This window comes from Stenotrophomonas sp. PS02301, assembly GCF_029959485.1.
GTDB classification, from domain to species: domain Bacteria; phylum Pseudomonadota; class Gammaproteobacteria; order Xanthomonadales; family Xanthomonadaceae; genus Stenotrophomonas; species Stenotrophomonas maltophilia_Z.
In genome coordinates, this window is record NZ_JASCOO010000005.1 from 40286 (window position 1) to 65139 (window position 24854).

The window sequence follows — 24854 nt, forward strand, 5'->3', positions numbered from 1 at the left end:
CATGCGCGACACGTCCGTCCCCGCGCCGGCGCTCGCGCGCCGCCGCTTTCTGCAGGCACTCGCGGCAGCCGGTGCTGCCGCCGCGTTGCCGCTGAACGCATGGGCGCAGGCCTGTGGCACGCCGTGGCGTGAGTGGCGCACGTTCGTGGATCGGCACATCGAGCCCGACGGGCGCGTGGTCGATCACCTCAACACGGACCTGCGCAGCACCTCCGAATCGCAGTCCTACGGGTTGTTCTTCGCGCTGGTCGACAACGATCCGGTGCTGTTCGACCGCATTCTGGCCTGGACCCGCCGCCACCTCTGCCGCGGCCGCGCCGATCTCAATCTGCCGGCGTGGCTGTGGGGCCGGGCCGCCGACGGCCAGTTCCGCGTGCTCGACCCCAACACCGCCTCCGATGGCGAGTTGTGGATCGCTTATGCGCTGCTTGAAGCCGGCCGCCTGTGGAAGCGCCCGGGCCTGGTCGAGGCCGGGCGCCAGACGCTCGCGCTGATGCGCACGGCCGAAATCGTCGAGCTGCCCGGATTCGGGCCGATGCTGCTGCCCGGCAACCGCGGCTTCGTGCAGGCCGACCGCTGGACGCTCAACCCCAGTTACCTGCCGCTGTTCGTGCTGCGCCGCTTCGCCGCCGTCGATGCACGCGGCCCGTGGGCGCGGCTGGCCGAGCGCAGCGTGGCGATGACCCGCGCCAGCGCCCCGGTCGGGTTCGCGCCGGACTGGATTGCCTGGAACGGCAAGGCCTTCGTGGTCGACGCCGGCAAGGGCGCGCTCGGCAGCTACGATGCCATCCGCTGCTATCTCTGGGCCGGGATGACCGACCCGGCCGATCCGCTGCGGCGCAGCTTGCTTGATGGCCTGTCCGGCCCGCTGTCGATGCTGCGCGCGCAGACCGGCTTTGCCGAGAAGATCGACACGCGTCTGGGGGTCGGCACCGGCGCACCCTCGCCGGGCTTTGCCGCCGCACTGCTGCCGTATCTCAGTGCGCTTGGCCAGCCTGCACTGGCCAAGGCACAGCTGGCGCGGATCCCGACCGGCACCCTCAACTATTACGATCGTGCCCTGGTGCTGTTCGGCAAGGGCTGGATGGATCGCCGCTACCGTTTTTCTGCCGATGGGCGACTGCTGCCCGCGTGGAGTTCGCCATGTTCCGCAAGACCCTGACCCCCCTTTGCCTGGTTGGCCTGTGCGTGTTGACCGTGCCGGCCTTCGCGCAGAACGCGTCCTCGACGCAGCAGCTGGTCAGCCAGGGCAATTACTGGCAGGACCAGGGCCGTGAAGATCTGGCGGCCGATGCCTGGCGCAAGTTGCTGGCGACCGATCCCAACCAGGCCGACGCACTGCTCGGCCTGGGCCTGATCGACCTCAACCAGGGCCGCCGTGCCGAGGCACAGAAGCGGCTGCAGCAGCTGCAGGCACGCCACCCGTCCTCGGCGCAGACCACGCGCCTGCGCATGGCGCTTGGTGGCGGCGGCGGTGGCAACCAGCTGCAGACCGCGCGCCGTGCGGCGGCGGCCGGTCGATACGTCGAGGCGGTACGCGCCTATGACGAGGCCTTCGGTGCGGGCGGCCCGCCCAACGATCTGGCGCTGGAGTACTACCAGGTGCTGGCCGGTACGCCGGAAGGCTGGACGCGCGCGCGCGATGGCCTGCGCCGTATCGCCACCGGCAGCAACAACCCGGCCAAGCTCGCACTGGCCCAGGTGCTGACCTACCGCGAGCCGACCCGCCGCGAGGGCATCGCCCAGCTGCGTACGCTCAGCCAGGCCACCGACACCGCCGGCCCCGCGCGTGCGGCCTGGCGCCAGGCACTGCTGTGGCTCAACGCCACCACCGCCGATGCCGGGCTGTACCAGGCCTTCCTGGACGTGGTGCCGAATGATCGTGAAGTGGCGGCCAAGCAGGCGCAGCTGCGCGAGCAGGCCGTGGCCAACCGTCCCGTACCGCAGGATCCGAACCAGCGCCTGCTCGGCGAGGGCTTCCGCGCGCTGGACGGCAACAATCTGGCGCAGGCCGAAGCGCGCTTTGCGCAGGTACTGCGCGCGCGGCCGCGCGATGCCGAGGCACTCGGCGGTCTGGGTTCGGTACGTCTGCGCCAGGAACGTTTCGGCGAAGCCAATGAACTGCTGCGCCCGGCGGCTGCGATCAACGGCAAGTGGCGCAGCGCGGCCGATGCCGCGCGCTACTGGCTGACCCTGCAGGAGGTGCGTCGCCAGCCCAGCGGCGATGCCATCGCCCGTGTGCAGCAGGTCATCGCGCTGCAGCCCAAGGAGCCCGCCGGCTACGTCGCGCTGGCCGACCTGCAGAGCGGCAGCGATCCGGCCGCGGCAGAACGCAGCTACCGCAAGGCACTGGAACTGGATGCCGGCAACGCCGGTGCGCTGCAGGGCCTGGTCGGCCTGCTCGGCCGTCTCGGCCGCGCCGATGAAGCGGCCGCGTTGTTCGACCGGCTGACCCCGGCCCAGCAGGAAAGCGCCGGTGGCCAGTCCGTGCTGCGTGCCAACCTCGCCCGCGCCCGCGCGCAGCAGGCGCTGGCCGAGGGCAGCATCGAGATGGCGCAGATCGAATTGGAAGACGCGCTGCTGGTGCAGCCGCGCGATCCGTGGCTGCGGCTGGAATTGGCGCGGCTGTATACGCGCGCGGGCCGTCCGGATCAGGCCAACGGTGTGATCGAAGGGCTGCGCGCGCTGGACGACAGCTCGGCAACGTCGCTGTATGCGCAGGCCCTGTTCGCCCAGGAAAGCAGTGATTGGCCGCGGGCCTATGCGCTGCTCGAACGCATTCCCACCGCCTCGCGGGATTCTGAAATGACTGCGCTGCATGACACCGCGTGGGTGCAGGTGCAGGCCGCCCAGGCGCGCTCGCTCATGCAGCGCCAGCGCAGTGGCGAAGCGCAGCTGTTGCTGGCCCGCGCCGAAGCCGCACTCGGCGACCGGGTCAAGAATCCGTCCATCGTGGCCGCGTTGGCCGGTGCCTACGCCGACATCGGCAGCCAGCAGCGCGCCCTCGTGCTCGCGCAGCGCCTGATCGAAGGCGGTTCGCCCAGCGTCGACAATCGCCTGGAATATGCCTCGGTGCTGTTGCGCGCCGGTCGCGATGGCGAAGTCGCCGCGATCCTGCGCCAGCTCGCCGACGTGCCGCTCTCGGCGAGCCAGCAGACCCGCTTGAACGATCTGCGCAGCGGTTACGTGCTGCGCCAGGTCGATGCGCTGCGTGAGCTGGGCAATCTGGAAGGTGCATATGCGGTGCTGGCCCCGGCCTTGGCCGAGCGCCCGCAGGATCCGCGCAACATCGCTGCGCTGGCACGGCTGTACGCCGCCGCGGGCGACAACGGCCAGGCGCTGGCGCTGTATCAGCAGCAGCTGCAGTTGGCGCCGGGCGATCTGGATGCGATGGTCGCCGCTGCCGGCAGTGCCGCGGCGATGCGCGACATGGACCTGGCCGAACAGTATCTGGAGCGCGCGCTGAAGCAGGCGCCGGAATCGCCGGATGTGTTGGCGGCCGCCGGCCGTGTGTACCGCGCGGCCGGCAAGAACCGCCGTGCTGAAAGCTACTTCCGCGCGTCGCTGGCGGCTGCCGCGAAGGGCAGTGGCCAGCTCGACAACGGCTACCCGCAGGCCAGCACCGCGATGCTGGCAGGCGGTGGCAGCTTCAATCCCTTCGCTGGCCTCAACCGTGGCGGTGGCACCCGTACCGCAGCGCTGCGCGACGGGGGGCTGCCATTGCCGGCCGCGACTGCCCGTCTGGCTGCCGAACCGCTGCCGATGGACGCCGGTCCGGCGATGGGCATGAGTCTGGGCCCGGCAAGCGTCACCCCGGTGATCGATGCCGATGGCCTGCCGGAGCCGGTCATGGCCACGGCCGCGGCCAGCGGCGGTGTCGGCCTGCCGTTGCCGGTGCCCGGCTCGCGCCAGGTGCCCGGCCAGGCGAGTGCGCCGCGCGCCTCGCGCAACACCGCGCTTGGCCCGCTGCCGCCGGCCACCACCGGCAACGGCGTGCTCGACGAACTGCGCGCGCTCAAGGCCGAGAACAGCAGCAGCCTGGCCGTGGGCGCGGCGTATCGCACCCGCGCCGGCGAAGCCGGCATGGGCCAGCTCGATGACCTGCAGGTGCCGCTGGAAGGGCAGTTCGCGGTCGGCGACGGCAAGCTCAAGGTGGCCATCACCCCGACCGTACTCGATGCCGGTCGCCCGGATCCCGAGTACACCAGTGCCAGCCGTTTCGGCGGTGGCCCGCAGGCGGCTCTGGCCGGCGCACTGGCGGCTGATCGCACGCCGGTCGATGATCTGGTCGGCTCGTCGCTCTACCAGACCCTGCTGACCCGTGGCGAGAGCAACGCGACCCGCAATCTGATCTACGACCGCGCACTGGACAACGGCCGTTACCAGGAACTGTTCAACCAGACCGATGGCTCGCTGACGCAGGCCGAACGTGCGGCTGCCGCGCGTGCGCTGCTGTTCGCCGATCCGCTGCCCAGCTACATCCTCAGCCGCGATCTGGCCAATACGCCGATCAGCGAGATCGCCACGCAGGTGTTGGGCAATGCCGGCCTGGTGCGCGGGCTGAGCGCGGCCGAGCAGGCCCAGCTCAAGACCCTGTCCCAGGGCGGCGGCGGTTCGCAGACCCCGCAGGCCTTCCAGGACACGCTCTATGCGATGGTGGCCAATGCCGCCGGTGCGCGCCGCATGAGCTCCCAGGATGCCAGCGGTGCCGGCGTCTCGGTCGGCTACGAGCGCGGTGGCTTCCGCGCCGATGTCGGCAGCACCCCGCTCGGCTTCGATGACACCCAGATCGTCGGTGGCATCGGCTACCGCGGCCAGATCGGCGATGCGCTGACCTGGTCCGGCGAAGCCTCGCGCCGCGCCGTGACCGACAGCCTGCTGTCCTTCGCCGGGGTGGAAGACGGGCGCAACGGGCTGCGCTGGGGCGGGGTGACCGCCAGCGGCGCCAAGCTCGCCGCGACCGTCGACAACGGTCAGTTGGGCGGCTACGCCAGTGCGTCGTGGCACCGCCTGGAAGGCGAGAACGTGGCCGACAACGATCGCCAGGAAGTCGGCGTGGGCGTGTACGTACACGCGCTGGAAACCGACAACCAATCGCTGACCGCCGGCCTGAACCTGACCGCGATGCAGTACGACCGCAACCTCAGCGGCTTCACCTACGGCCACGGCGGCTACTTCAGCCCGCAGCGTTATGTGGATGTCGGCTTCCCGGTGCACTGGAACGGCCGCACCGCCAGCGGCCGCGTGGCCTGGCAGCTGGATACCAGCGTCGGCGTGCAGCACTTCAAGGAAGAGGCGGCGCCGTACTTCCCGACCGATCCGGCGATGCAGCAGGCCGCCTACGATGCCGCCTCGATGGCCGCGCTGCTGGGCCTGACCACCGAGTATGTCGATCCGGTCTACACCGGCCAGACCAAGACCGGTGTGTCCTACAACCTCAGCGCTGCGGCCGAATGGCAGCTGTCCTCGCAGCTGTTCCTGGGCGGGCGCATGGAGTTCAACAACGCGCGTGACTACCGGCAGTTCGGCACCAGCCTGTACCTGCGCTTCCTGCTCGACCGCCTCGGCGCCGGGCTGGGCAAGCAGCCGCAGCCGCTGCGTTCGCCGTACGCGTCGGGTGAATGATCGCCGTCATGCGCTGATGACCGGCCCGCTGCCAGGCTTTACCTGGCCGCGGGTGTCCCGCAGGCTTGGCTGGTTCCTGCTGCGAAGAGGCTGATGTCCCGTGACTGATTCCCCATCGTTCCACCCGATGCGCCGCCGCCTGCTGCAGGCGCTGGCCGTGACCCCGTTGTTGGCCTGTTCGGCCAACGGTCCAGCGCGTGGCCCCGGCCCATGGACGGCGTGGCAGGTGATGCGCGCCTCCAGCGTGACCCCGGACGGCCGCATGGTCGACCACAACAACGCCGACCAGCGCTCGACCTCCGAAGGCCAGTCCTATGCGCTGTTCTTCGCGCTGGTGGACAACGATCAGCCGCTGTTCGACCGCATCCTGCGCTGGACCGAGGACAACCTGGCCGGCGGCAGCATGGCCCAGCGCCTGCCGGCCTGGCTGTGGGGGCGCGATGCCGCCGCCAGCGCCTGGAAGGTGCTGGACGACAACCCGGCCAGCGACTCGGACGTGTGGCTGGCCTACACCCTGCACGAAGCGGCCCGGTTGTGGAAACGGCCCGCACTGCGGCAGACCGCCGAGGCGATGTTGGCCGCGATCCTGGCCCAGGAAGTAGTGAATGTGCCGGGCCTGGGCACGATGCTGATGCCAGGGCCGAACGGGTTTGCGACCGAAGATACCTGGCGCTTCAATCCCAGCTACGTACCGTTGCCGCTGCTGCGCCGGTTCGCCGCACTGGACCCGACCGGGCCGTGGACCACCGTGATCGGCAACAGCATGCGTCTGTTGCGCGACACCGCACCGCACGGCTTCGCCCCGGACTGGACCGCATGGCGCGACGGCGGTTTCATCGCCGATCCGGACAAGGGCCCGCTCGGCAGTTATGACGCGATCCGCTGTTACCTGTGGGCGGGCATGACCGCAGTCAACGATCCCAGCTTCCGCCCGGTGCTGGAGGCGCTGCATGGCCCGCTGACGGTGTTGCGCGACGGCCAGCCGGTACCCGAGAAGGTCAACACGCTCACCGGCGCGCGCGAAGGCACCGGCAACTACGGCTTCGAGGCGGCATTGGTGCCGTACCTGCAGGCGCAGGGCGAAGCGGACCGGGCAAAGGCGATGGTGGCTGGCCTGCCCACGCCGGAGCAGCAGCGTGCCGCACCGCCGCGCTATTACGAGCAGGTGCTCAGCCTGTTTGCGCTGGGCTGGTACGAAGGTCGTTACCGCTTCGCCGCCGACGGCCAACTGCGCCCGGCCTGGGCCTGATCCGCCGCCTACCGGCTACCGGTCGGTAGGCGCACCTTCATTCCAGCGCGTAACGCAGCACGAACAACCCGGCCACCAGCCAGACCGCCGGGTGCACCTCGCGCCAGCGCCCGGTGCCGGCTTTGAGCACCGCGTACGCGATGAAGCCGAAGGCCAGGCCATTGGCGATGGAGTAGGTGAACGGCATCGCCAACGCGCACAGCGCGGCCGGCACCGATTCGGTCAGGTCGCCCCAGTCCACATCCACCAGCTCACGCAGCATCAGCCCGGCCACGAACAGCAGGGCAGGGGCGGTGGCATAGCCGGGCACCATCGCCGCCAACGGCGAGAACAACAGGGCGGCCAGGAACAGCGCGGCCACCACCAACGCAGTCAACCCGGTGCGGCCACCGGCCTGCACGCCCGACGCGCTTTCAGCGAAGGCGGTGGTGCTGCTGGTCCCGAGCAGCGAGCCGGCCACGATCGCGGTGCTGTCGGCCAGCAGCGCGCGGCCGAACCGCTTCTGTGCGCCCGGTAGTTTCAGCAGCCCCGCACGACCGACCACGCCGTACAGCGTGCCGGTGGCATCGAACACTTCCACCAGCACGAACACCAGCACTACCTGCAGCAACACTGCGATCGGCGCACCGCCGTCGTGGTGCAGCAGGCCGGGCAGGTCCAGCTGCAGGAAGGTCGGGGCCAGACTCGGTGGCAGCGAGATCAGGCCGTGGAACTGCACATCACCAAGCAGCCACGCCGCACCGGTGACGGCCAGGATCCCGATCAGGATCGCGCCACGCACCTTGCGCGCCTCCAGGATGGCGATCAGCAGGAAGCCGGCCAGCGCCAACAGCGGCGGCGCCGTATTGAGCGGACCGAGTGCGACCAGCGTGTCGGTGTTGGCGATGATCACCCCGGATTTCTGCAGCGCGATGATCGCCAGGAACAGCCCGATGCCGGCCACGATCGCCGCACGCAGCGAGGGCGGGATGCCCGCCACCAGCCACGCGCGTACGCCGGTGAGCGACAGCACCAGGAACACCAGACCGGAGATGAAGACGGCGGCCAACGCCTGCTGCCAGGGCAGGCCGGCGGCACCGACCACGGTGAAGGCGAAAAACGCATTCAAGCCCATGCCCGGGGCCATGCCGACCGGGAAGTTGGCGGCGAACGCCATCACCATCGAGCCCAGTGCAGCGGCCAGGCAGGTGGCGACGAATACCGCACCCGGGTCCATGCCGGTGGTGCCCAGGATGTCCGGGTTGACGAACACGATGTAGGACATCGTCAGGAAGGTGGTCAGGCCGGCCAGCAGTTCGGTGCGCACGGAGGTGCCGTGCTGCTGCAGCTGGAACAGGCGCTCGGGAAGGGACATGGTGGTTATCTCGCGACGATAAGGCGTCACGACCAACGGTCGTGACCTACCGGAATGCAAACGGCCGCGCAGTGCGCGGCCGTTTTTCCTTTCTTATTTCAGCGCCTTGAAGCGCAGGCGCTTCGGCGCGGCGTCGTCGCCCATGCGGCGGCGCTTGTCTTCTTCGTACTCGCGGTAGTTGCCCTGGAAGAACTCCACGTGCGAATCGCCTTCGAACGCCAGGATGTGGGTCGCGATGCGATCCAGGAACCAGCGGTCATGCGAAATCACGAAGGTGTTGCCCGGGAACTCCAGCAGCGCATCTTCCAGCGCACGCAGGGTTTCGATGTCCAGATCGTTGGACGGTTCATCGAGCAGCAGCACGTTGCCACCCTGCAGCAGGGTCTTGGCCATGTGCAGGCGGCCACGCTCACCACCGGACAGCGAGCCGACCAGCTTCTGCTGATCCTGGCCCTTGAAGTTGAAGCGGCCGATGTAAGCGCGCGACTGGATCTCCACACCGTTGATGTTGAGGATGTCCAGGCCGCCGGCGATTTCCTGGAAGACGTTGTGGTTGCCTTCCAGCGCGTCGCGGCTCTGATCCACGTAGGACAGCTTGACGGTCGGGCCGACCACGATCTCGCCGGTATCCGGCTTTTCCTGGCCGGTGATCATCTTGAACAGGGTCGACTTACCGGCACCGTTGGGGCCGATGATGCCGACGATCGCGCCACCCGGAACCAGGAAGTTGAGGTTGTCGAACAGCAGGCGGTCACCGAACTTCTTGGAGACGTTCTTGAACTCCATCACCGCATTGCCCAGGCGCTCGCCCGGCGGGATGAAGATTTCATTGGTCTCGTTGCGCTTCTGGTAATCCACCGACTGCAGCTCTTCCAGGCGGGCCAGACGGGCCTTGCCCTTGGTGCGGCCGCCCTTGGCGTTCTGGCGCGACCACTCCAGTTCCTTCTGGATCGCCTTCTGGCGGGACTTCTCCTGGTTGTCTTCCTGACGCAGGCGGTCGTCCTTCTGGGTCAGCCAGTCGGTGTAGTTGCCCTTCCACGGAATGCCGCGGCCGCGATCCAGTTCCAGGATCCACTCGGCGGCGTTGTCCAGGAAGTAGCGATCATGGGTGACGGCCACGACGGTGCCGGTGTAGCGGGCCAGGAACTGCTCCAGCCATTCCACGGACTCGGCGTCCAGATGGTTGGTCGGTTCATCGAGCAGCAGCATGTCCGGCTTCTGCAACAGCAGGCGGCACAGCGCCACACGGCGCTTTTCACCACCGGACAGGGTACCCACGATGGCTTCCCACGGCGGCAGGCGCAGCGCATCGGCGGCCACGTCCAGCTGGTTTTCCAGGGTGTGTGCATCGCCGGCGGCCAGGATCGCCTCCAGGCGCTCCTGCTCCTTGGCCAGCTTGTCGAAGTCCGCGCCTTCCTCGGCATAGGCCAGGTAGACGGCGTCCAGCTGGGCCTGGGCCTGCAGCACTTCGCCCACGCCTTCCTCGACCGATTCACGCACGGTCTTGGTCGGGTCCAGTTCCGGTTCCTGGGCCAGGTAGCCGACCTTGATGCCGGCCTGCGGGCGGGCTTCGCCCTCGAAATCGGTGTCCACGCCGGCCATGATCTTGAGCACCGTCGACTTGCCGGAGCCGTTCAGGCCCAGCAGGCCGATCTTGGCACCCGGGAAGAACGACAGCGAGATGTCCTTGATGATCTGCCGCTTGGGCGGGACCACCTTGCTGACGCGGTTCATGGTGTAGATGTATTGCGAGGACATGAGGTCTCCGAAGGCGCAACCCTGCGCCCGTTCCGGACGGAACAGGAACAGATGGAAGAAAAGGATGCCCCGATTATAGCCGGAAGCGATCAGTGCCGCCGGGAGCCACGAGCCCCGGGGCTTGCCGCCGCCTGAATGCGGGGTCAAAGCCCTTGAATTGGAAACCGTTTCCAGCCGGAGACCGTTCAGACGGCGTGCGCATGATGGAGCCATCAATCCACCAAGCGAGGCCAATCATGCGCATGAATCGATTTGTGGTCGGGGCCGTTGCCTCGCTGCTGGCCTTGGGCACCGTGGCCCCGGCCTTCGCCGATGACCATCGTGGCCGCGGTCACGACCGCCGGGAGTGGCGTGATGACCGCCGTGACAACCGCCACGATCGCCATGACCGGCACGATCGTCATGACCGTCGCGAGGTCCGCCACGACCGCCGTTACGACCATCGCTTCGACAATCGTGGTTACTACCGTCCGGGCCCGCCGCCGCCGCGTGTGGTCTATCGCCCGGCGCCGGGGTATGGCTCCTACGGCTGGGCGCGTGGCCACCGCTACCGTGAGTACTACGGCGGGCCGGTCTACGTGGTCAACGATTACAGCCGCTATTCGGTGCGCCGCCCGCCGCGCGACCATCACTGGATCCGCGACGACCGCGGCAACCTGCTGCTGGTCGCCATCGCCACCGGGATCATTGCGGACTACGTGATCAACCGGTAAGCAGGATGACAAGAAGGCGCATCCGGTGGATGCGCCTTCTTGCTATCGCACGCCGGCGATCATTCCGGCGGCTGGCGCAGGCAACCTCCGCGCAGGGACGTGCAGCGATCCTCGACGGGACGGATGGCCGCTTCGCTCAGGCGGTACAGCGGCGGGGTGGATGGCTCTGCCAATGGGATCACCGCGAGCGCAGGTAGATTGGCCGCGACCTCGCGCGCCACCTGCCGTGCCTGTTCTGGCCACACTCCGACGATGTCCAGCGTACCGGGGCGGTAGCGGATGTCGTAGTTGCCCAAGCGGGCACCCTGCGCATCGCCGGCGTGGATCGCATAGCGGCCGGGGCGCGCACCGGCATCATCCCCCTCGATGCGCAACACAACACTGTCGATGGCATCGCCGGTGAGCAGCCCTTCGGCGGTATGGCCATTCAGTACAGCGATCTGGCCGATGTTGCTGCGGGCATCGTTGGCGGTGATGGTCAATCCGGCCTTGCCGATGGACAGCACGCCGTTGACGTAGGTGATGTCGTAGTTGGACAAGCCGTTGCCGTCGGCGTTGCTGGCGGTGATGGTGTAGTTGCCGACGTTGGCACTAGCGCTGGCTCCGGAGCTCGCCAGATCGACCTTGCCCACCGTATCACCATGGAGCAGACCATCGACGTTGTAACCGGCCAGGCCGCCGGTTTGCCCATACGTCCTGCTGCCATCATTGGCGGTGATGGTCAATCCGGCCTTGCCGATGCTCAGGACGCCGTCGACATAGGTGATGTCGTAGTTGGACAGACCGGTGCCGTCGGCGTTGCTGACGGTGATGGCGTAGCCGCCGACGTTGGCTGTCGCCGACGCGCCATTGCTGCCCAGTGCGACCGAAGAAACGGCATCGCTATTGAGCAGGCCATCTACGCTGTAGCCGGCCAGGACGAGGCTCTGGCCATAGGTCTTGCTGCCACTATCGGCGGTGATGGTCAGCCCGGCTTTGCCGATGCTCAGGATCCCGTCGACATAGGTGATGTCGTAGTTCGACAGCCCCGTGCCATCCGCGTTGCTGGCGGCGATCAGGTAGTTGCCGACGTTGGCCGTCGCCACCATGCCGGTGGATACCAGATCTACTGAAGACACGGTGTCGCCGTTGACCAGACCATGGCTGCCAAAGCCGTCGAGGCCACCGGACTGGCCATAGGTCTTGCCGCCGTTGTTGGCGGTGATCGTCAGTGCCCGTGGATCCACCTGCAGGGTGCCATCGATGAAGCGCAGTGCATAGCCGGCCTGCGAGCTGTCGAGTGATCCCTTTCCGACCCACAGCGCATAGGGTGTGGTGGACACATTGGCCATCGCAGTGGAGCCGGCTGAGGTGATCAACGGAGCGCCACCCAATACGCCGCCGATCCGATCCGCTTCATAAGCGCCGGCTACGCCCTGCATCGCCCCGCTCACGATGTAAGCCTGGCTCAGATCGACGGTATCGCCATAGATCTTGCTCAGGTTTGCACCGGTGACGGTCAAAAGAGGCTGGTAAGCGAACAGGTAGCGGTTGCCGCCGGCCGTTGGCGTTGCGAATGCCGGGGTGTTCCAGAGTGCGGTATTGCCGCTGTCGAGGCCATTGAACTGGTGGTTCAGCATTGGGTTGTCGAGGAAGATGCGCCACTGGCCATTGCCGCCGCTGACATCGAGTGCGGTAGAGCCAACGTCATTGACGAAGCGACCGGCTGTTGCGAGGTCGATTGTGTCGGCACGGATCATGCCGGTGAGGCGCAGCTCGCCATCGCTGCTGGCGCGCAGTGCACCCGTCGTGACGGAGCCCAATCTCAGCGCGTTGGCGGCGTTGATAGCGATATCGCGGCCAGACAGATCGACTGCTCCAGTGAAATGGTTGCCGGCATCTTTCAACGCGATATCCGCGCCATTGGCATTGAACGAAGACGCGCCGCCTACCCGGAATGCATCGGCTTGGGTAATGCCGCCGGTATCCACGTCGACCGATAGATTTCCGGTAACGTGGAGGCTCGAGCCCAGCGCGGTGAGGTTGGCATCGATGTTCAGATGACTCAACGCGCCAGCCCCCCCGACCGCGCCTGCGATACCCACCTGCCCGCCGGCGTTGATGTCCAACGCGTGCGTCCCGTCGACCGTGCCACCGAACGCGACGCTGCGACCGGCGGCGAGCGCCACATCACGATCCAGCCGCACCGCGCCGGCGTACTCCTGATCCTCGTCGGTGGTGACGTCGCCGCGCAGGGCGATCGTGTCCGCCGTTGCACGCAGGTTGCGTGCATCGACAGCGCCCAGCGGCAGGGTGTTGGCAGCGCGGATCGTGATGTCACGACCGGCAAGTGCGACTGAGCCGGCGAACTGGTTGCCAGCGTGGGTCAGCGTGATGTCGCCGATGCCTGCAGCGAGCGTGCTGGCGCCGCCGACCATCAACACGCCCGTCTGCGTGATCGCGCCCCCATTCGAGCGCGCATCCAACGCACCGGCAAGCGTCATGGCGCCGAGGTTGAGCGCACCGTGGCTGGTCGCGGCCAACGAGGACGCAGACACGCCGCCGAACGCCAGCGCATTGCGATCCGTGATCGCCACCGCGCCGGCACCGACGAGGTCGATCTCGCCTCCGAAATCGTTGTCGGTTCGCGTCAGGGTGATCGCGCCGCCGCTCGTCGCCAGGCGCGTGTCGCCCGTGACCTGGAACGCAGCCGACTGGGTGATGCCATCCCTGTCGCTCGCGAGCGACAGGGTGCCACCGCCGTTGCCGTCGTCGATGGTCAGCGCACCGCCGATCACGATCCGCGCTGCATCGGCATCCAGCCCGGCGAGCGCATGGCTGCCGCCGACCGCGCCCCCGAAGCGTATGTCGCCGTCGCCGGCGCGCGCGGTCAGGGTATGCCGGCCACTGGCGGTCGAGTCGACTGTGCCGGTGAACGCAATGTCGCCCGACGCGCTGTCCAGCGCGGTGTCGGCATCGAGCACAACGCTGCCCCGATAGGTCTGGTCACCCGAGGTGGTCATGGCGGGCGCCAGGTGGATCGTCGTCGCCTGCGCATCGAGGCTGGCCGCGTCCACCTGGCCGAGCACCAGGGTATTGCTGTCGCGGAGCGCGACGTTGCGACCGCGCATGTGGACCCGACCACTGAAGTCGTTGCCGGCGCCGCGCAGATCCATGTCGCGACCCGCATCGAGGGTCGTTGTGCCGCCTGCATCGATGCGGCCACCGGTCTGCACGATGTCCACGCCGCTCGACAGCGCGAGCGCGCCGGCCGCGGAGACATCGGCTCCGAGCACCAGACCGTTCGCGCCATACAGGGACACGGCACCGCCGCCGAGTGTGTGGCCCAGGGCCAATGCGCCGGTCTCCGAGCGCAGGGTCAAGCGCCCCATGCCCGTGTTGACAGCGGTGGCGAGTTCCAGAGTGCCGCCTGCGAGATCGACATTGCTTCCAGCGCCGCTGGCGAGGTCGACGACCCGCAGGGTGTCCTGGCTGCGCAGGACCACGCCTGCACCGGCGCGCGCGCCCACATCGCCACCGAAGCGGTTGCCGGCATGTGCCACTGCGATCGCGCCGACGGCATCGAAGGATGCGACCGCTGCGACGACGAGTGCGCCGGCCTGGCCGATCGCCGCGCCGCTGTCCGCGGTGAGGCTGCCGCCGACGCGGCCGGCACCGAACACGAGGCCGCCGGTGCCTGCATGCGCGCCCAGGTCGCCGTCGATGTCGAAGGTCCCCAGGGAAAGCGCGCTGCCGGTCAGCGTGGCATCACCCGCGACCCTCGCGTCGGCCAGCGTCAGTCCGGCCACGCTGGTCGCGCGCAGGCTGTCCACGTCGATCCCTTCAAGCGTCAGCGCCGAGGCGGCATCGACGATCGCAGCGCCGCCATCGAGCGACAGCACGCCGCCGAAGCGGTTGGATGCATTGGCCAGGGTGATGTTGCCATTCGCCACGAAGCGGGCGTTGCCTCCGATGTCGTAGGCGCCCTGCTGGGTGTACGCGCTGCCACTGTCCACGGTCAGCGTATTGGCCACGCGGATGCCGCGGGCGGACACCGTCGCGCCCTTGAGCGCCAGCGACTGCAGACGACGGGACGCACCGGCATCGGCGCCCAGCAAGACCCCGTTGAGGGCGGCGAGTGTCAGCTGGCCGCGGGCGTCGGTTTCCGCGTCGAGGGCACCGGTCACGGCGATCGAGCCGCCCGTGCTGCGCACCGTGTAGTTTCCGCTGCGCACCCCGGTCACGCCGAATGCGATGTTGCCCGCGGTGGTGAGGTTGCCACCGATCGTCGTCAGGTCGCGGACACCACGTGCATCGAACGACGACAGCGCAGTCGCGCCGCCGATGTTGCCCGCGAATGTCGACCAGCGGCCGGTGACGCCGAGTGCGTACGCGCCATCCACGCGACCGCCGAAGTCGACGGCGCCGACGGTACTGGTCAACTGCGTGTCGCGCTCGAGCAGCAGATCGCCACCGTAGAACTGGTAGCCCGCCGTGGTGACCGGTCCGGACAGCCGCAGTTGCGGCGCCCTCGCAAACAGGGCGCCGACGTTCAACGTGCCGAAGCGCAGCATCGCGGCGTCGCTGATGTACGCGTTGTTTCCGCCCAGCGACACGATGCCGCCGAAGGCATTGCCGGGGTTGTCGAATCGGATGTCGCCGTTGGCCTGCAGCGTTGTCGCGCCTGCCACACGCAGCGCGCCCGTCTGGAAGATGGCGCCAGTCGACGTCGCCGACAGCGCGCCACGGACGCTGCCGCCGCCGAAGCTGAGTGCGCTGGACACCGCCGGGCCTGAGGTGGTCGCGTCGAGGCTGCCTACATCCAGCTGCCCCAGTGTGAGAGCACCGGTATTGCGGATGCGGGCATCGCCACCCGAGGTGAGGCTGACCGCGCCCCCGAACCCGTTGTTCGGGTTGGTCAGGGTGATCGCATTGCCGCCGGTGTTGATCGTGCTGGTGCCGCCCACGTTGAGCGGTGCGACCTGCTCCAGCGCGATGCTGTTGCCCACCACCAGATTGCCCTGCACGGTGCCGCCAAGGTTACCGATGCGGTTGCTGGGTGACCCCAGCGTCACGTTCCGCAGGGGGCCGGCAAACTGCAGGGTCCCGGCCGACAGGGTTCCGGAGTTCTGGGTGACATCACCTTCGGCGTACAGCGTGGTGACACCGGCACTGACGTTGCCGGTCTGCACGATGCCCCCGCCGTGGGCCTGTACCACCAGGCTGCCATCGTTGCCCAAGACACTGCTGGCGGTGACCACGCCGCCCAGGTTGATCAGGGACGGCAGCAGGCCCGGCGCTACCGCCGCCTGCAGGTTGATCGCCCCGGCCTGCAGGGTGCCGGTGTTGTTGATGGCGCTGTTGCCGAACGCAGTGGCGGGGGAATTGCTGATGCTGGCCAAGTAGACGCTGATGCCGGTGCCGGGCTCGTAGAGCTGCAGCCGTACCGGGTTGCCCGCCATCAGGTTGATCTGCGCGGCCTGGATGCTGCCGCCATTGGTGACCGCCGCGCCCAGCAGCGATATCGATCCGTTGGTCGCGGTCAGGTTGCCCAGGCTGATGATCTGCGCACCGGTCTGGGCACTGCCCTGGAAATCGTAGACGTCATTGGCCACGCCTCCGTCCAGCGCCATCGTGCTGGCCACCAGGCCGCCGACGTTGACGCTGGATCCTGAGCTGAACATGATCCCGGCCGGATTGATCAGGAACACCTGGCCGTTGCCGTTGAGCAGGCCGGCGATGGTGCTCGGCGTACCAGAATTGATCTTGTTGACGGTGACCGCGCTGCTACCGGGCACCACGAAGTTCACGGTACCGGTACTGCTGATGTCGAAGCTGTTCCAGTCAATCAGCGCCTTGGTCGATGTCTGGTTGACGGTGAGCGCATCGACACCGGAGGGGGTGATGTTGCCAGCCCCTGTGGTCCAGATGCCGCCGGTGGGCAGGGTCGCGGCAAGCCCGGCCGGCGCCCATAGCGCCAGCAGCAGCGGCAGCCAGAGTGGGCGCAGTGCCGGCTGCCGCTGCGAGGACAGGGCAGCACCGGAACCGGCCACGCTGCCACTGGCCAGCTCCGAAGCAACCTGGACGCGGCCCAACGCACGATTGAAGACAAGGCGATAGATACGATTCATGGTCTGTGTTCCTCAGAACGTCAGGCTGATGCCGGCCCAGACGCGCATATCGTCTTGATCGGCAGGTTGGGTGCGGCCGGTCGGGGTGGCAGCGGTCAGGTTGAACTGCAGGCCCTGCGGCAGCCGCAGCTGCAGGCCCAGCCCCGCGCCTTCAAGCGTGAGGGGCTGCAGCCCGAGCCGGCGGTTCTGCGCCACGGGCGAGGTCCTGCCCCAGTCGTAGAACAGCTGGAGCGACAACACGTCTCCCCAGTTGCGGCCTTGGAACGGTGAGGGCAGGGTGGCGAAGCCGGGCGCATCGACCTGGTACTCGAAGGTGGCCTGCACGCCACGATCGCCCAGCGCGGCCGAGAGCGGGAAGGCGCGCACGCTGTTGGGGCCGCCGATGCTGAACTGCTCCATCGGTGTGAGCGCGTTGTCGGTGAACTGGCCAGTGCCACGCAGGTAGAGGCGCTGGTTGCCGGGCAGGGCCTGCAGGCGAGCCGCCGACAGTCGCGTCACCCAGTAGTAGCTGTCGTGGTTGGGATACAGCCAATCGAACGGCGCTGACTCGTCGTTGATCGACTTGCGCGTGCTCAGCTGCACCAGGTTGATGCCGCGCAACCGGCGGTCGGTATGCCGCATCGACAGGCCGGCTTCAAGCACGTCGAACGTATGACGTGAGAGCTGCATGCCGAGGCCATCAAGACGGGATTCCTGGTGGATCCAGCGGCTGGAGACCTGCAGCAGCAGATCGGTACGGTTGACGAATTTCCAGTCCAGCCCGGCTTGCCCGACCGTGGTGGGGCCATGGATTTCCAGCGCCGCGAACGGGCCGTTGTTGAGCTCGATCTCGCTGCGGCTCACGCCGGCCGTCAGGCTCAGACCGTCGATGGCGGAGGAGGGAATGCTCAGCGATAACGCCCCCTGCCAGCTGTCGGCCGGATCCAGCCCGTAGGCGACACTGGCGCCCAGTACATCGGCCGCGCCAAGCGCGTTGAAGGCACTGATACCGAGTTCGGCGCGGTACTTGCCCGTGCTGTCGGTGCCATGGTTGTTCAGCCCGGCGGTGATTTCATACGGATGCGCGCTGTCCTGGGCGACCAGCACGATGTCCGTTTCACCGGCTTGCTGACCGGGCTGCAGCACCGAGGTAACCGACACCCCTGGCAGGTCACGCGCATACAGCAGGGCGCGGTCCAGTTCGGCGCGGCGCAGGGGACGGCCGATCAGCCCCAGGCTGCTGGCGCTGAGCTGGTCGTCGCGGTAGCGCTGGCTGCCCTGCACCAGCACCCGGCCCACCCGGCCTTCCAGGACATTCAGGGTGAGCATCTGGCGCTCGCCGATGTCCTGCGGCGGCACATAGGCCACCGAGACCAGAAACCCTGCCTCGCGATACGTCTGGGTGATCCGCGCGCTGATCTGCTGGATCTGCTCGAAATCCAGCGCGGCGGGCAGCGTTGGGCTGATCTCACGCAGTGCCTGGTTGGCGACGGCCTCCACGGCGGCGGGGCTGATGCCGCTGGCGGGGTGATCACCCACGCCCTCCACCGTGACCCGCGCGATCAGTACGGTCGCGCTTGCGGTGGCGGCCGGTGGCGCAGTGTCGGCGGCCAAGGCGACCTGGCCGAGGGGCGCGGCCAGGGCCAGGACGAGCAGGCCTGCCCGCCGTGGTAGGCAGCACTGACGGAGGGCGGGGGGCGAGAAGCCGGAGCAGCGCATTGGAGCGTTTCCTTACGGTGATAGGCCCCAGGACGGGAAAAACCAGGGCTGATCCTGTTAACCGTCAAAAGTGCGTGACCGCCATCACCGAATCCAGCGTATGTCTCAAAAAATGGGGGCAGGGCGCCTTTGACCGGGCCGGCTGCGCGCAGCCAGGGCGCCGAAGCAGGGCAGCCCCAGCCTGGGAACGGGCTACAATCGACGCCTTTCCTCCCTGTCCTGGAGTACCACCCGATGTTCCCGCGCGACGTCCGCATCGAAAGCTACGATCCCGAACTGGCCAAGGCCATTGCCGCCGAAACCCAGCGCCAGGAAGACCATGTCGAGCTGATTGCCAGCGAGAACTACACCAGCCCGGCGGTGATGGAAGCCCAGGGCAGCCAGCTGACCAACAAGTACGCCGAGGGCTACCCGGGCAAGCGTTACTACGGTGGCTGCGAATACGTGGACATCGCCGAGCAGCTGGCCATCGATCGCCTCAAGCAGCTGTTCGATGCCGACTATGCCAACGTGCAGCCGCACAGCGGTTCGCAGGCCAACCAGGCGGTGTACTTCGCGCTGCTGCAGCCGGGCGACACCATCCTGGGCATGAGCCTGGCCCATGGCGGCCACCTGACCCACGGTGCCAAGGTCAATGCCTCGGGCAAGCTGTTCAACGCCGTCCAGTACGGTGTCGACGAAGCCGGCCTGATCGACTATGACGAGGTCGAGCGCCTGGCCCTGGAGCACAAGCCGAAGATGGTCGTCGCCGGTTTCTCGGCTTACTCGCAGGTGGTGGACTGGGCGCGCTTCCGCGCCATCGCCGACAAGGTCGGTGCCTACCTGTTCGTGGATATGGCGCACGTGGCCGGTCTGGTCGCCGCCGGGGTCTACCCGAGCCCGCTGCCGCACGCCCACGTGGTCACCTCGACCACCCACAAGACCCTGCGCGGCCCGCGTGGCGGCATCATCATCGCCAAGGGGGCAAGCGAAGAACTGCAGAAGAAGCTGCAGTCCATCGTGTTCCCGGGCATCCAGGGCGGTCCGCTGATGCACGTCATCGCCGGCAAGGCCGTGGCCTTCAAGGAGGCGCTGGAGCCGGGCTTCAAGGCCTACCAGCAGCAGGTGGTCAAGAACGCCCAGGCGATGGCGGATACGCTGATCGCGCGCGGCTACAAGATCGTCTCTGGCGGTACCCAGAACCACCTGATGCTGGTCGACATGATCGGCAAGGATGTCTCGGGCAAGGATGCTGAAGCCGCGCTCGGCCTGGCCCACATCACCGTCAACAAGAATTCCGTGCCGAACGACCCGCGTTCGCCGTTCGTGACCTCGGGCCTGCGCCTGGGTACGCCGGCGGTCACCACGCGCGGTTACGTGGAGCAGGACTGCGTGGAGCTGGCCAACTGGATCGCCGACGTGCTCGACGCCCCGGCAGATGAGGCCGTGATCGCCCGCGTCCGCGACGCGGTCAGCGCGCAGTGCCGCAAGTACCCGGTCTACGGCTGATATGGACGAGGGCCGGCAACGGCGTATCTACGCCGTGCTGGCCCTGATCTGCGGCATCGTGGGGATGGCCGGCGGCGGCACCTTCGCCGCCATCGGGGTCTGGGTCGCGTTCGTCGAGCCGGCCTATCTGGACCGGGCCTCGCGCCTGTTGATCGGTGGCTGGGGCAGTGCGGGCCTGAGCGGGGTGGCGGGCTGGCTGTGGTTGAGCAGCCGCTATCTCCGACAGGGACGCACCGGCCTGCGCGATGCCGGGCCTTGGCCGTGGGTTGCATTGGGCCTTGGCGTCCTTGCCGCCCTGGCGGTGGTCGGCATGGCATTCTGGCAGGCCGCCGCGAGTCCGATGGCACTGGTTCTGCTGCTGGCAGGGCCGCCGCTGATGTTGCCGGCTGTCATGCTGGTGCGGCTGCGGCGCACGCAAGGCGCCTGACGGGATGAAACCCCTGGGCAGGCAGCGGTGGGGTCTGCTGCTGCATATGGCGTTGTTTGGACTCCCGCATGCCGTGGCGGCGTTTGTCGTGGTTGGGCTGTGCGTGCGCGACGTGCTCCATCAATACGGTGGGCCAGGCGATGCGCCGGGGTGGGCGGCCGCGTGGTTCGTCGCCGCCAGTCTGGTGCTGATCATCTGGTGGGGCCTTGCCCGGCGCTGGTGGCAGGGCGGCTCGGGCGAACTTCTTGCGGCCTCATCGGTGTGGTGGGCTGGCCTGCTGGCCGCCCTCGTGGCAACCGGCATTGCCTGGGCGGGTCTGGTGCGGTCGATCTTCCACCACCATCTGTTCGAAGGGTCCGCGCCAGCGGCCGCCCTGCTGCTGATGGCGGGCCTCCCCCTGCTCTCCTGCGCGGCGCACCTGCTATCGCTGCGTTGGCGCGCCAGGTAGGCGGGCGGGCCTTTCCGGGCCGCTATTTGCTGTAGCTGGTCCCTCTCAGGTACCGTTGCGACGCTGCCGTGACCACGGCATGACGTTTTCCCGATGTAAGGCGTTCCATGTACTGTCCGTTCTGCCAGCATGCCGATACCCGTGTGATCGACTCGCGCGTCTCTGAAGACGGCGCGACGATCCGGCGTCGCCGCGAGTGCGAGGCCTGCAACGAGCGCTTCAGCACCCTGGAAACCATCGAACTGAAACTGCCGGCGATCGTGAAAAGCGACGGCAGCCGGGAGGCGTTCGATGCCCGCAAGGTCCGCAGTGGTTTCGACCGCGCGCTGCAGAAGCGCCCGGTTCCCGAGGACAAGATCGAGCTGGCGGTGCGCGCGGTGATGCAGCAGGCACGTATCTGCGGCGAACGCGAAATCCCCTCGATCAAGGTCGGTGAGTTCGTGATGAACGAGCTGCGCAAGCTCGATCATGTCGGCTACGTGCGGTTTGCCTCGGTGTACCGCAGCTTCGAAGACGTGGCCGATTTCCGCGAGGAAATCGAGAAGCTTGAACGGGAGTTGCCCTCCAGCACCGAACAGCTGCAGCTGCTCGGCGATGTGATCGCGCTGACCAAGAAAAAGAAAGGCTGAGCCTGCGCCGCATCGCGGCCACCACGGCTGAGCTACCATCGCGGCTGCCTGCCGCCGGACGCTCACCGCCATGACTGACTTCACCGCTCTCGACCACCAGCACATGGCGCATGCGCTGCGCTTGGCCGAGCGCGCCGCGTATACCGCGCGGCCCAACCCGATGGTCGGCTGCGTGGTCGCACGCGATGAGGTCGTGGTGGGTGAGGGCTGGCACCAGCGCACCGGCGGCCCGCACGCGGAAGTGTTCGCGCTGCGCCAGGCGGGTGAACAGGCGCGCGGCGCCACCGCCTACGTCACCCTGGAGCCGTGCGCGCACTACGGACGCACGCCCCCGTGTGCACTGGCCTTGATCGAGGCTGGGGTGACACGCGTGGTGGCGGCGATGCGCGATCCTTTCCCGAAGGTTGATGGGGGGGGCTTCGTGCTGCTGCGCGAGGCCGGTATCGCGGTGGCCGAAGGGCTGATGGCCGCCCAGGCGCGCGAGCTCAACCACGGTTTCCTCTCACGCATCGAACGCGGGCGCCCTTGGGTGCGGGTGAAGCTTGCGGCCAGTCTGGACGGCCGTACCGCGATGGCCGATGGCAGCTCCAAATGGATCACCGGTGCGGCCGCCCGGGAAGATGTGCAGCACTGGCGTGCGCGTGCGGGTGCGATTCTCACCGGCGCGGCGACCGTGTTGGCCGATGACCCGATGTTGACCGTGCGGCTGGCCGACACCGACGTGCTGCCGCCGTTGCGGGTGGTACTCGATGCGCGGCTGCGCTCGCTGGAATGTGCGCGGGTGCGCGAGGGTGGGGCACCGACCCTCTATGTGCACGACGCCGCGGTCAGCCCGCCGGATGCCGCCGATGCGGAATTCGCCAGCGTGCCCAGCCATGATGGTCGTCTGGATCTGGGCGCGGTATTGGCGTTGCTCGGTGAGCGCGGCATCAACGAAGTGCATAGCGAAGCCGGCGCCACGTTGGCCGGTGCGTTGCTGGCCGGTGGCTGGGTGGACGAACTGCTGCTGTACCAGGCGCCCACGCTGCTCGGCGAGCATGGCCTGCCGCTGCTGTCCGGCCTGGGGATCCACGCGATGGACCAGCAGCGCCGGATGCGCGTGGTGGACAGGCGCCAGGTGGGTGAAGACCTCCGCCTGGTGCTGCGCCCATAAAAAACGGGCCCCTTGCGGGACCCGTTCGATCATGGCGCGGCGCGGACGCCGCAGCCCGATCAGTAACCGACGTGTGCGTCCTCATATCCACGGGCCGCAGCACTCAGCGGGCTAGCTTAACACTTATTTAACTTAAAGCCTCCAGTCAGGGTGCCCTGTTACACTAGCTGCGCCGGTTCGCCGGTACACAAACGTCTTCAGGGCGGGGTGCGATTCCCCACCGGCGGTAGGTGCGCAAGCACGAGCCCGCGAGCGCTTCCCGGTCCCCGGGAAGGTCAGCAGATCCGGTCCGATGCCGGAGCCGACGGTATAGTCCGGATGAAAGAAGACGGTGCGGCCGGGCCTTGTGCTCGGCGTGCACCTATATGCCTTGCGGCGTTTTTCGCTCACTTTCCGCGGAGAACGTTCCTTGTTTACTGGAATCATCGAAGGCGTCGGCCGTCTGGCCGCACGCGACACCCTTGGCGGCGATGTCCGCTTCACCTTTGACGTGGGCACCCTGCCGTTCGAGAACGTGCAGATGGGCGAGAGCATCGCCATCAACGGGGTCTGCCTCACCGTCATCGCGTATGACGCCACCCGCTTCCAGGCCGACGCCTCCACCGAGACGCTGGGCCTGACCACGCTGGGGCAGCTGGCCGACGGCGCCGTCATCAATCTCGAACGCGCGATGCGCCCGACCGATCGCCTGGGTGGCCATCTGGTCAGCGGCCATGTCGATGGCCTGGGCCAGGTGCTGTCGGTGCATGACGATGCACGTGCCCAGCGCTGGCGCTTCGCCGCGCCGGCCGCGCTGCTGCGCTACATCGCCAAGAAAGGCTCGATCTGCGTGGACGGGGTCAGTCTGACCGTCAACGAAGTGGACGCGCAGGGCTTCGAGGTCGCCCTCATCCCGCACACCGTCGCCAACACCGCCTTCGCCGCTACTGCCGTGGGCAGCGCGGTCAATCTTGAAATCGATCTGGTCGCCCGTTACGTCGAACGTTTGTTGGGTGCAGGAGCACGCGCATGAATTTCGCCCCCATTCCCGAGATCCTCGAGGACATCCGCCTCGGCCGCATGGTCGTCATCGTCGATGACGAAGACCGTGAGAACGAAGGCGACCTGATCATGGCCGCCGAGCTGGTCAAGCCCTCGGACATCAACTTCATGGTCACCCATGGCCGTGGCCTGGTGTGCCTGCCGCTGACCCGCGAGCGTGCGTCCGACCTGGGCCTGGCCCCGATGGTGCAGGCCAATACCGCGCAGTTCCAGACCAACTTCACGGTCAGCATCGAGGCCGCCGAAGGCGTGACCACCGGCATCTCGGCCTACGACCGTGCGCACACCATCCGCACCGCAGTGAAGCCCGATGCCAAGCCGGCCGACCTGCACCAGCCGGGCCACATCTTCCCGCTGATCGCCCAGCCGGGCGGCGTGCTGACCCGCGCCGGGCATACCGAGGCCGGCGTCGATCTGGCCATGCTGGCGGGCCTGGAGCCGGCGGGCGTGCTGGTGGAGATCCTCAACCCGGATGGCAGCATGGCGCGCCGCCCGGAGTTGGAGGTGTTCGCCCGCGAGCACGGCCTGAAGATGGGCTCCATCGCCGACCTGATCGCGTACCGTCTGGCCACCGAGAAGACGGTCGAGCGCGTCGACGAGCGCGAGATCGAGACCGAGTTCGGCCCCTTCACGCTGGTCACCTACCGCGATCGGATCGCCCACGACCTGCACTTCGCGCTGGTCCGCGGCACCCCGGATGCCGAGCCGACCCTGGTCCGCGTGCAGGTGGAAAACCCGCTGGCTGATCTGCTGCACTGGCGCCGCGATGATTTCGGCGTGGCCTCCACCGATGCCCTGCGCGCCATCGCCGCCGCCGAGCGCGGCGTGATGGTGGTGCTGTCGGCGCCGCGCGACACCAACAGCCTGCTGGCCCGCCTGCGCCAGCAGCCGGTGCCGGTCGTGCCGGGCAAGGACAAGGACGTGAGCCAGTGGCGCCGCAACGGCGCCGGGGCGCAGATTCTGTCCGACCTGGGCCTGGGCAAGCTGCGCGTGCTGGGCACCCCCCGCCGCCAGATCGGCCTGGCCGGGTATGGCCTGGAAGTGGTCGAGACGGTGGAGAACACGTCATCGCAGGCGCGCTGACGTCGCGCCGCTTCGCGGCAGCCCCCTGACTCAGGGGGCTTTTGCACCCGACCCGTCCCGTAACGCGCGGCGACCCGG

The 24854-nt window shown here is 68.0% G+C and carries 15 protein-coding genes and 1 riboswitch; of the genes, 11 read left to right on the forward strand and 4 right to left on the reverse strand.

What is annotated here, in order from left to right; translation table 11 throughout:
• The first annotated feature begins 1 nt into the window (after position 1).
• The 3 genes from bcsZ (QMX81_RS02410) to bcsZ (QMX81_RS02420) all read left to right on the forward strand — a co-directional run bounded on the left by bcsZ (QMX81_RS02410) (position 2) and on the right by bcsZ (QMX81_RS02420) (position 6874).
• The gene (gene bcsZ, locus QMX81_RS02410; RefSeq protein ID WP_282258116.1) at positions 2–1162 is read left to right on the forward strand and encodes a cellulose synthase complex periplasmic endoglucanase BcsZ; all 1161 of its coding nucleotides are present in this window, start codon (positions 2–4) and stop codon (positions 1160–1162) included.
• A complete protein-coding gene (locus QMX81_RS02415; protein ID WP_282258118.1) occupies positions 1144–5625 on the forward strand; it encodes a cellulose biosynthesis protein BcsC in 4482 nt (1493 codons plus the stop codon). Before bcsZ (QMX81_RS02410) ends, QMX81_RS02415 begins: the two co-directional genes overlap by 19 nt.
• Before the next feature lie 100 nt (positions 5626–5725).
• On the forward strand, positions 5726–6874 hold the full coding sequence (gene bcsZ, locus QMX81_RS02420; protein WP_282258120.1) for a cellulose synthase complex periplasmic endoglucanase BcsZ: 1149 nt from the start codon (positions 5726–5728) through the stop codon (positions 6872–6874).
• Between the two features lie 37 nt (positions 6875–6911).
• On the opposite strand, the gene QMX81_RS02425 is transcribed toward bcsZ (QMX81_RS02420), so the two are convergent.
• Together QMX81_RS02425 and ettA are read right to left on the reverse strand one after the other, a co-directional pair.
• The gene (locus QMX81_RS02425) at positions 6912–8228 is read right to left on the reverse strand and encodes an NCS2 family permease (RefSeq protein WP_152152404.1); all 1317 of its coding nucleotides are present in this window, start codon (positions 8226–8228) and stop codon (positions 6912–6914) included.
• A 93-nt stretch (positions 8229–8321) separates the two neighbouring features.
• Positions 8322–9986 carry an energy-dependent translational throttle protein EttA gene (gene ettA / locus QMX81_RS02430; protein ID WP_121042662.1) on the reverse strand — a complete coding sequence of 555 codons (1665 nt, stop codon included), beginning with the start codon at positions 9984–9986 and terminating at the stop codon, positions 8322–8324.
• A 236-nt stretch (positions 9987–10222) separates the two neighbouring features.
• On the opposite strand from ettA, the gene QMX81_RS02435 reads away from it, so the two are divergent.
• The gene (locus QMX81_RS02435) at positions 10223–10699 is read left to right on the forward strand and encodes an RcnB family protein (RefSeq protein WP_282258129.1); all 477 of its coding nucleotides are present in this window, start codon (positions 10223–10225) and stop codon (positions 10697–10699) included.
• A 59-nt stretch (positions 10700–10758) separates the two neighbouring features.
• On the opposite strand, the gene QMX81_RS02440 is transcribed toward QMX81_RS02435, so the two are convergent.
• Together QMX81_RS02440 and QMX81_RS02445 are read right to left on the reverse strand one after the other, a co-directional pair.
• Entirely contained in the window at positions 10759–16809 is a 6051-nt protein-coding gene (locus QMX81_RS02440; protein ID WP_282258132.1) for an MBG domain-containing protein, read from the reverse strand.
• 12 nt (positions 16810–16821) lie between these two features.
• Positions 16822–18507: a ShlB/FhaC/HecB family hemolysin secretion/activation protein gene (locus tag QMX81_RS02445; protein ID WP_282258134.1), complete on the reverse strand. Its 1686-nt coding sequence runs from the start codon at positions 18505–18507 to the stop codon at positions 16822–16824.
• A 234-nt stretch (positions 18508–18741) separates the two neighbouring features.
• Here QMX81_RS02445 and glyA point away from each other — a divergent pair, with 234 nt between their 5' ends.
• The 7 genes from glyA to ribB all read left to right on the forward strand — a co-directional run bounded on the left by glyA (position 18742) and on the right by ribB (position 24776).
• On the forward strand, positions 18742–19995 hold the full coding sequence (gene glyA / locus QMX81_RS02450) for a serine hydroxymethyltransferase (RefSeq protein ID WP_121042670.1): 1254 nt from the start codon (positions 18742–18744) through the stop codon (positions 19993–19995).
• Between the two features lies 1 nt (position 19996).
• Entirely contained in the window at positions 19997–20422 is a 426-nt protein-coding gene (locus tag QMX81_RS02455) for a hypothetical protein (protein ID WP_282258138.1), read from the forward strand.
• A gap of 4 nt (positions 20423–20426) precedes the next feature.
• Positions 20427–20870: a hypothetical protein gene (locus QMX81_RS02460; protein WP_152152394.1), complete on the forward strand. Its 444-nt coding sequence runs from the start codon at positions 20427–20429 to the stop codon at positions 20868–20870.
• Between the two features lie 107 nt (positions 20871–20977).
• Positions 20978–21499, forward strand: a complete 522-nt coding sequence (gene nrdR / locus QMX81_RS02465) for a transcriptional regulator NrdR (protein WP_019182518.1) — start codon at positions 20978–20980, stop codon at positions 21497–21499.
• A 70-nt stretch (positions 21500–21569) separates the two neighbouring features.
• A complete protein-coding gene (gene ribD / locus QMX81_RS02470; protein ID WP_282258146.1) occupies positions 21570–22652 on the forward strand; it encodes a bifunctional diaminohydroxyphosphoribosylaminopyrimidine deaminase/5-amino-6-(5-phosphoribosylamino)uracil reductase RibD in 1083 nt (360 codons plus the stop codon).
• Between the two features lie 189 nt (positions 22653–22841).
• A riboswitch (FMN riboswitch) is annotated at positions 22842–22986 on the forward strand.
• Positions 22987–23061: 75 nt separating this feature from the next.
• Positions 23062–23664 (forward strand): riboflavin synthase, encoded by a 603-nt coding sequence (locus tag QMX81_RS02475; RefSeq protein WP_282258148.1) that lies wholly within the window; start codon positions 23062–23064, stop codon positions 23662–23664.
• Positions 23661–24776, forward strand: a complete 1116-nt coding sequence (gene ribB, locus QMX81_RS02480) for a 3,4-dihydroxy-2-butanone-4-phosphate synthase (RefSeq protein WP_282258150.1) — start codon at positions 23661–23663, stop codon at positions 24774–24776. The genes QMX81_RS02475 and ribB overlap by 4 nt, the downstream gene beginning before the upstream one ends.
• Positions 24777–24854: the final 78 nt, after the last annotated feature.

Coding starts and splice junctions, on each gene's coding strand:
- ribD (WP_282258146.1), top strand. CDS start 21,570: ATGACTGACTTCACCGCTCTCGACCACCAGCACATGGCGCATGCGCTG.
- QMX81_RS02440 (WP_282258132.1), bottom strand. CDS start 16,809: ATGAATCGTATCTATCGCCTTGTCTTCAATCGTGCGTTGGGCCGCGTC.
- QMX81_RS02425 (WP_152152404.1), bottom strand. CDS start 8,228: ATGTCCCTTCCCGAGCGCCTGTTCCAGCTGCAGCAGCACGGCACCTCC.
- ettA (WP_121042662.1), bottom strand. CDS start 9,986: ATGTCCTCGCAATACATCTACACCATGAACCGCGTCAGCAAGGTGGTC.
- bcsZ (WP_282258116.1), top strand. CDS start 2: ATGCGCGACACGTCCGTCCCCGCGCCGGCGCTCGCGCGCCGCCGCTTT.
- QMX81_RS02445 (WP_282258134.1), bottom strand. CDS start 18,507: ATGCGCTGCTCCGGCTTCTCGCCCCCCGCCCTCCGTCAGTGCTGCCTA.
- QMX81_RS02455 (WP_282258138.1), top strand. CDS start 19,997: ATGGACGAGGGCCGGCAACGGCGTATCTACGCCGTGCTGGCCCTGATC.
- QMX81_RS02460 (WP_152152394.1), top strand. CDS start 20,427: ATGAAACCCCTGGGCAGGCAGCGGTGGGGTCTGCTGCTGCATATGGCG.
- ribB (WP_282258150.1), top strand. CDS start 23,661: ATGAATTTCGCCCCCATTCCCGAGATCCTCGAGGACATCCGCCTCGGC.
- nrdR (WP_019182518.1), top strand. CDS start 20,978: ATGTACTGTCCGTTCTGCCAGCATGCCGATACCCGTGTGATCGACTCG.
- glyA (WP_121042670.1), top strand. CDS start 18,742: ATGTTCCCGCGCGACGTCCGCATCGAAAGCTACGATCCCGAACTGGCC.
- QMX81_RS02415 (WP_282258118.1), top strand. CDS start 1,144: ATGTTCCGCAAGACCCTGACCCCCCTTTGCCTGGTTGGCCTGTGCGTG.
- QMX81_RS02435 (WP_282258129.1), top strand. CDS start 10,223: ATGCGCATGAATCGATTTGTGGTCGGGGCCGTTGCCTCGCTGCTGGCC.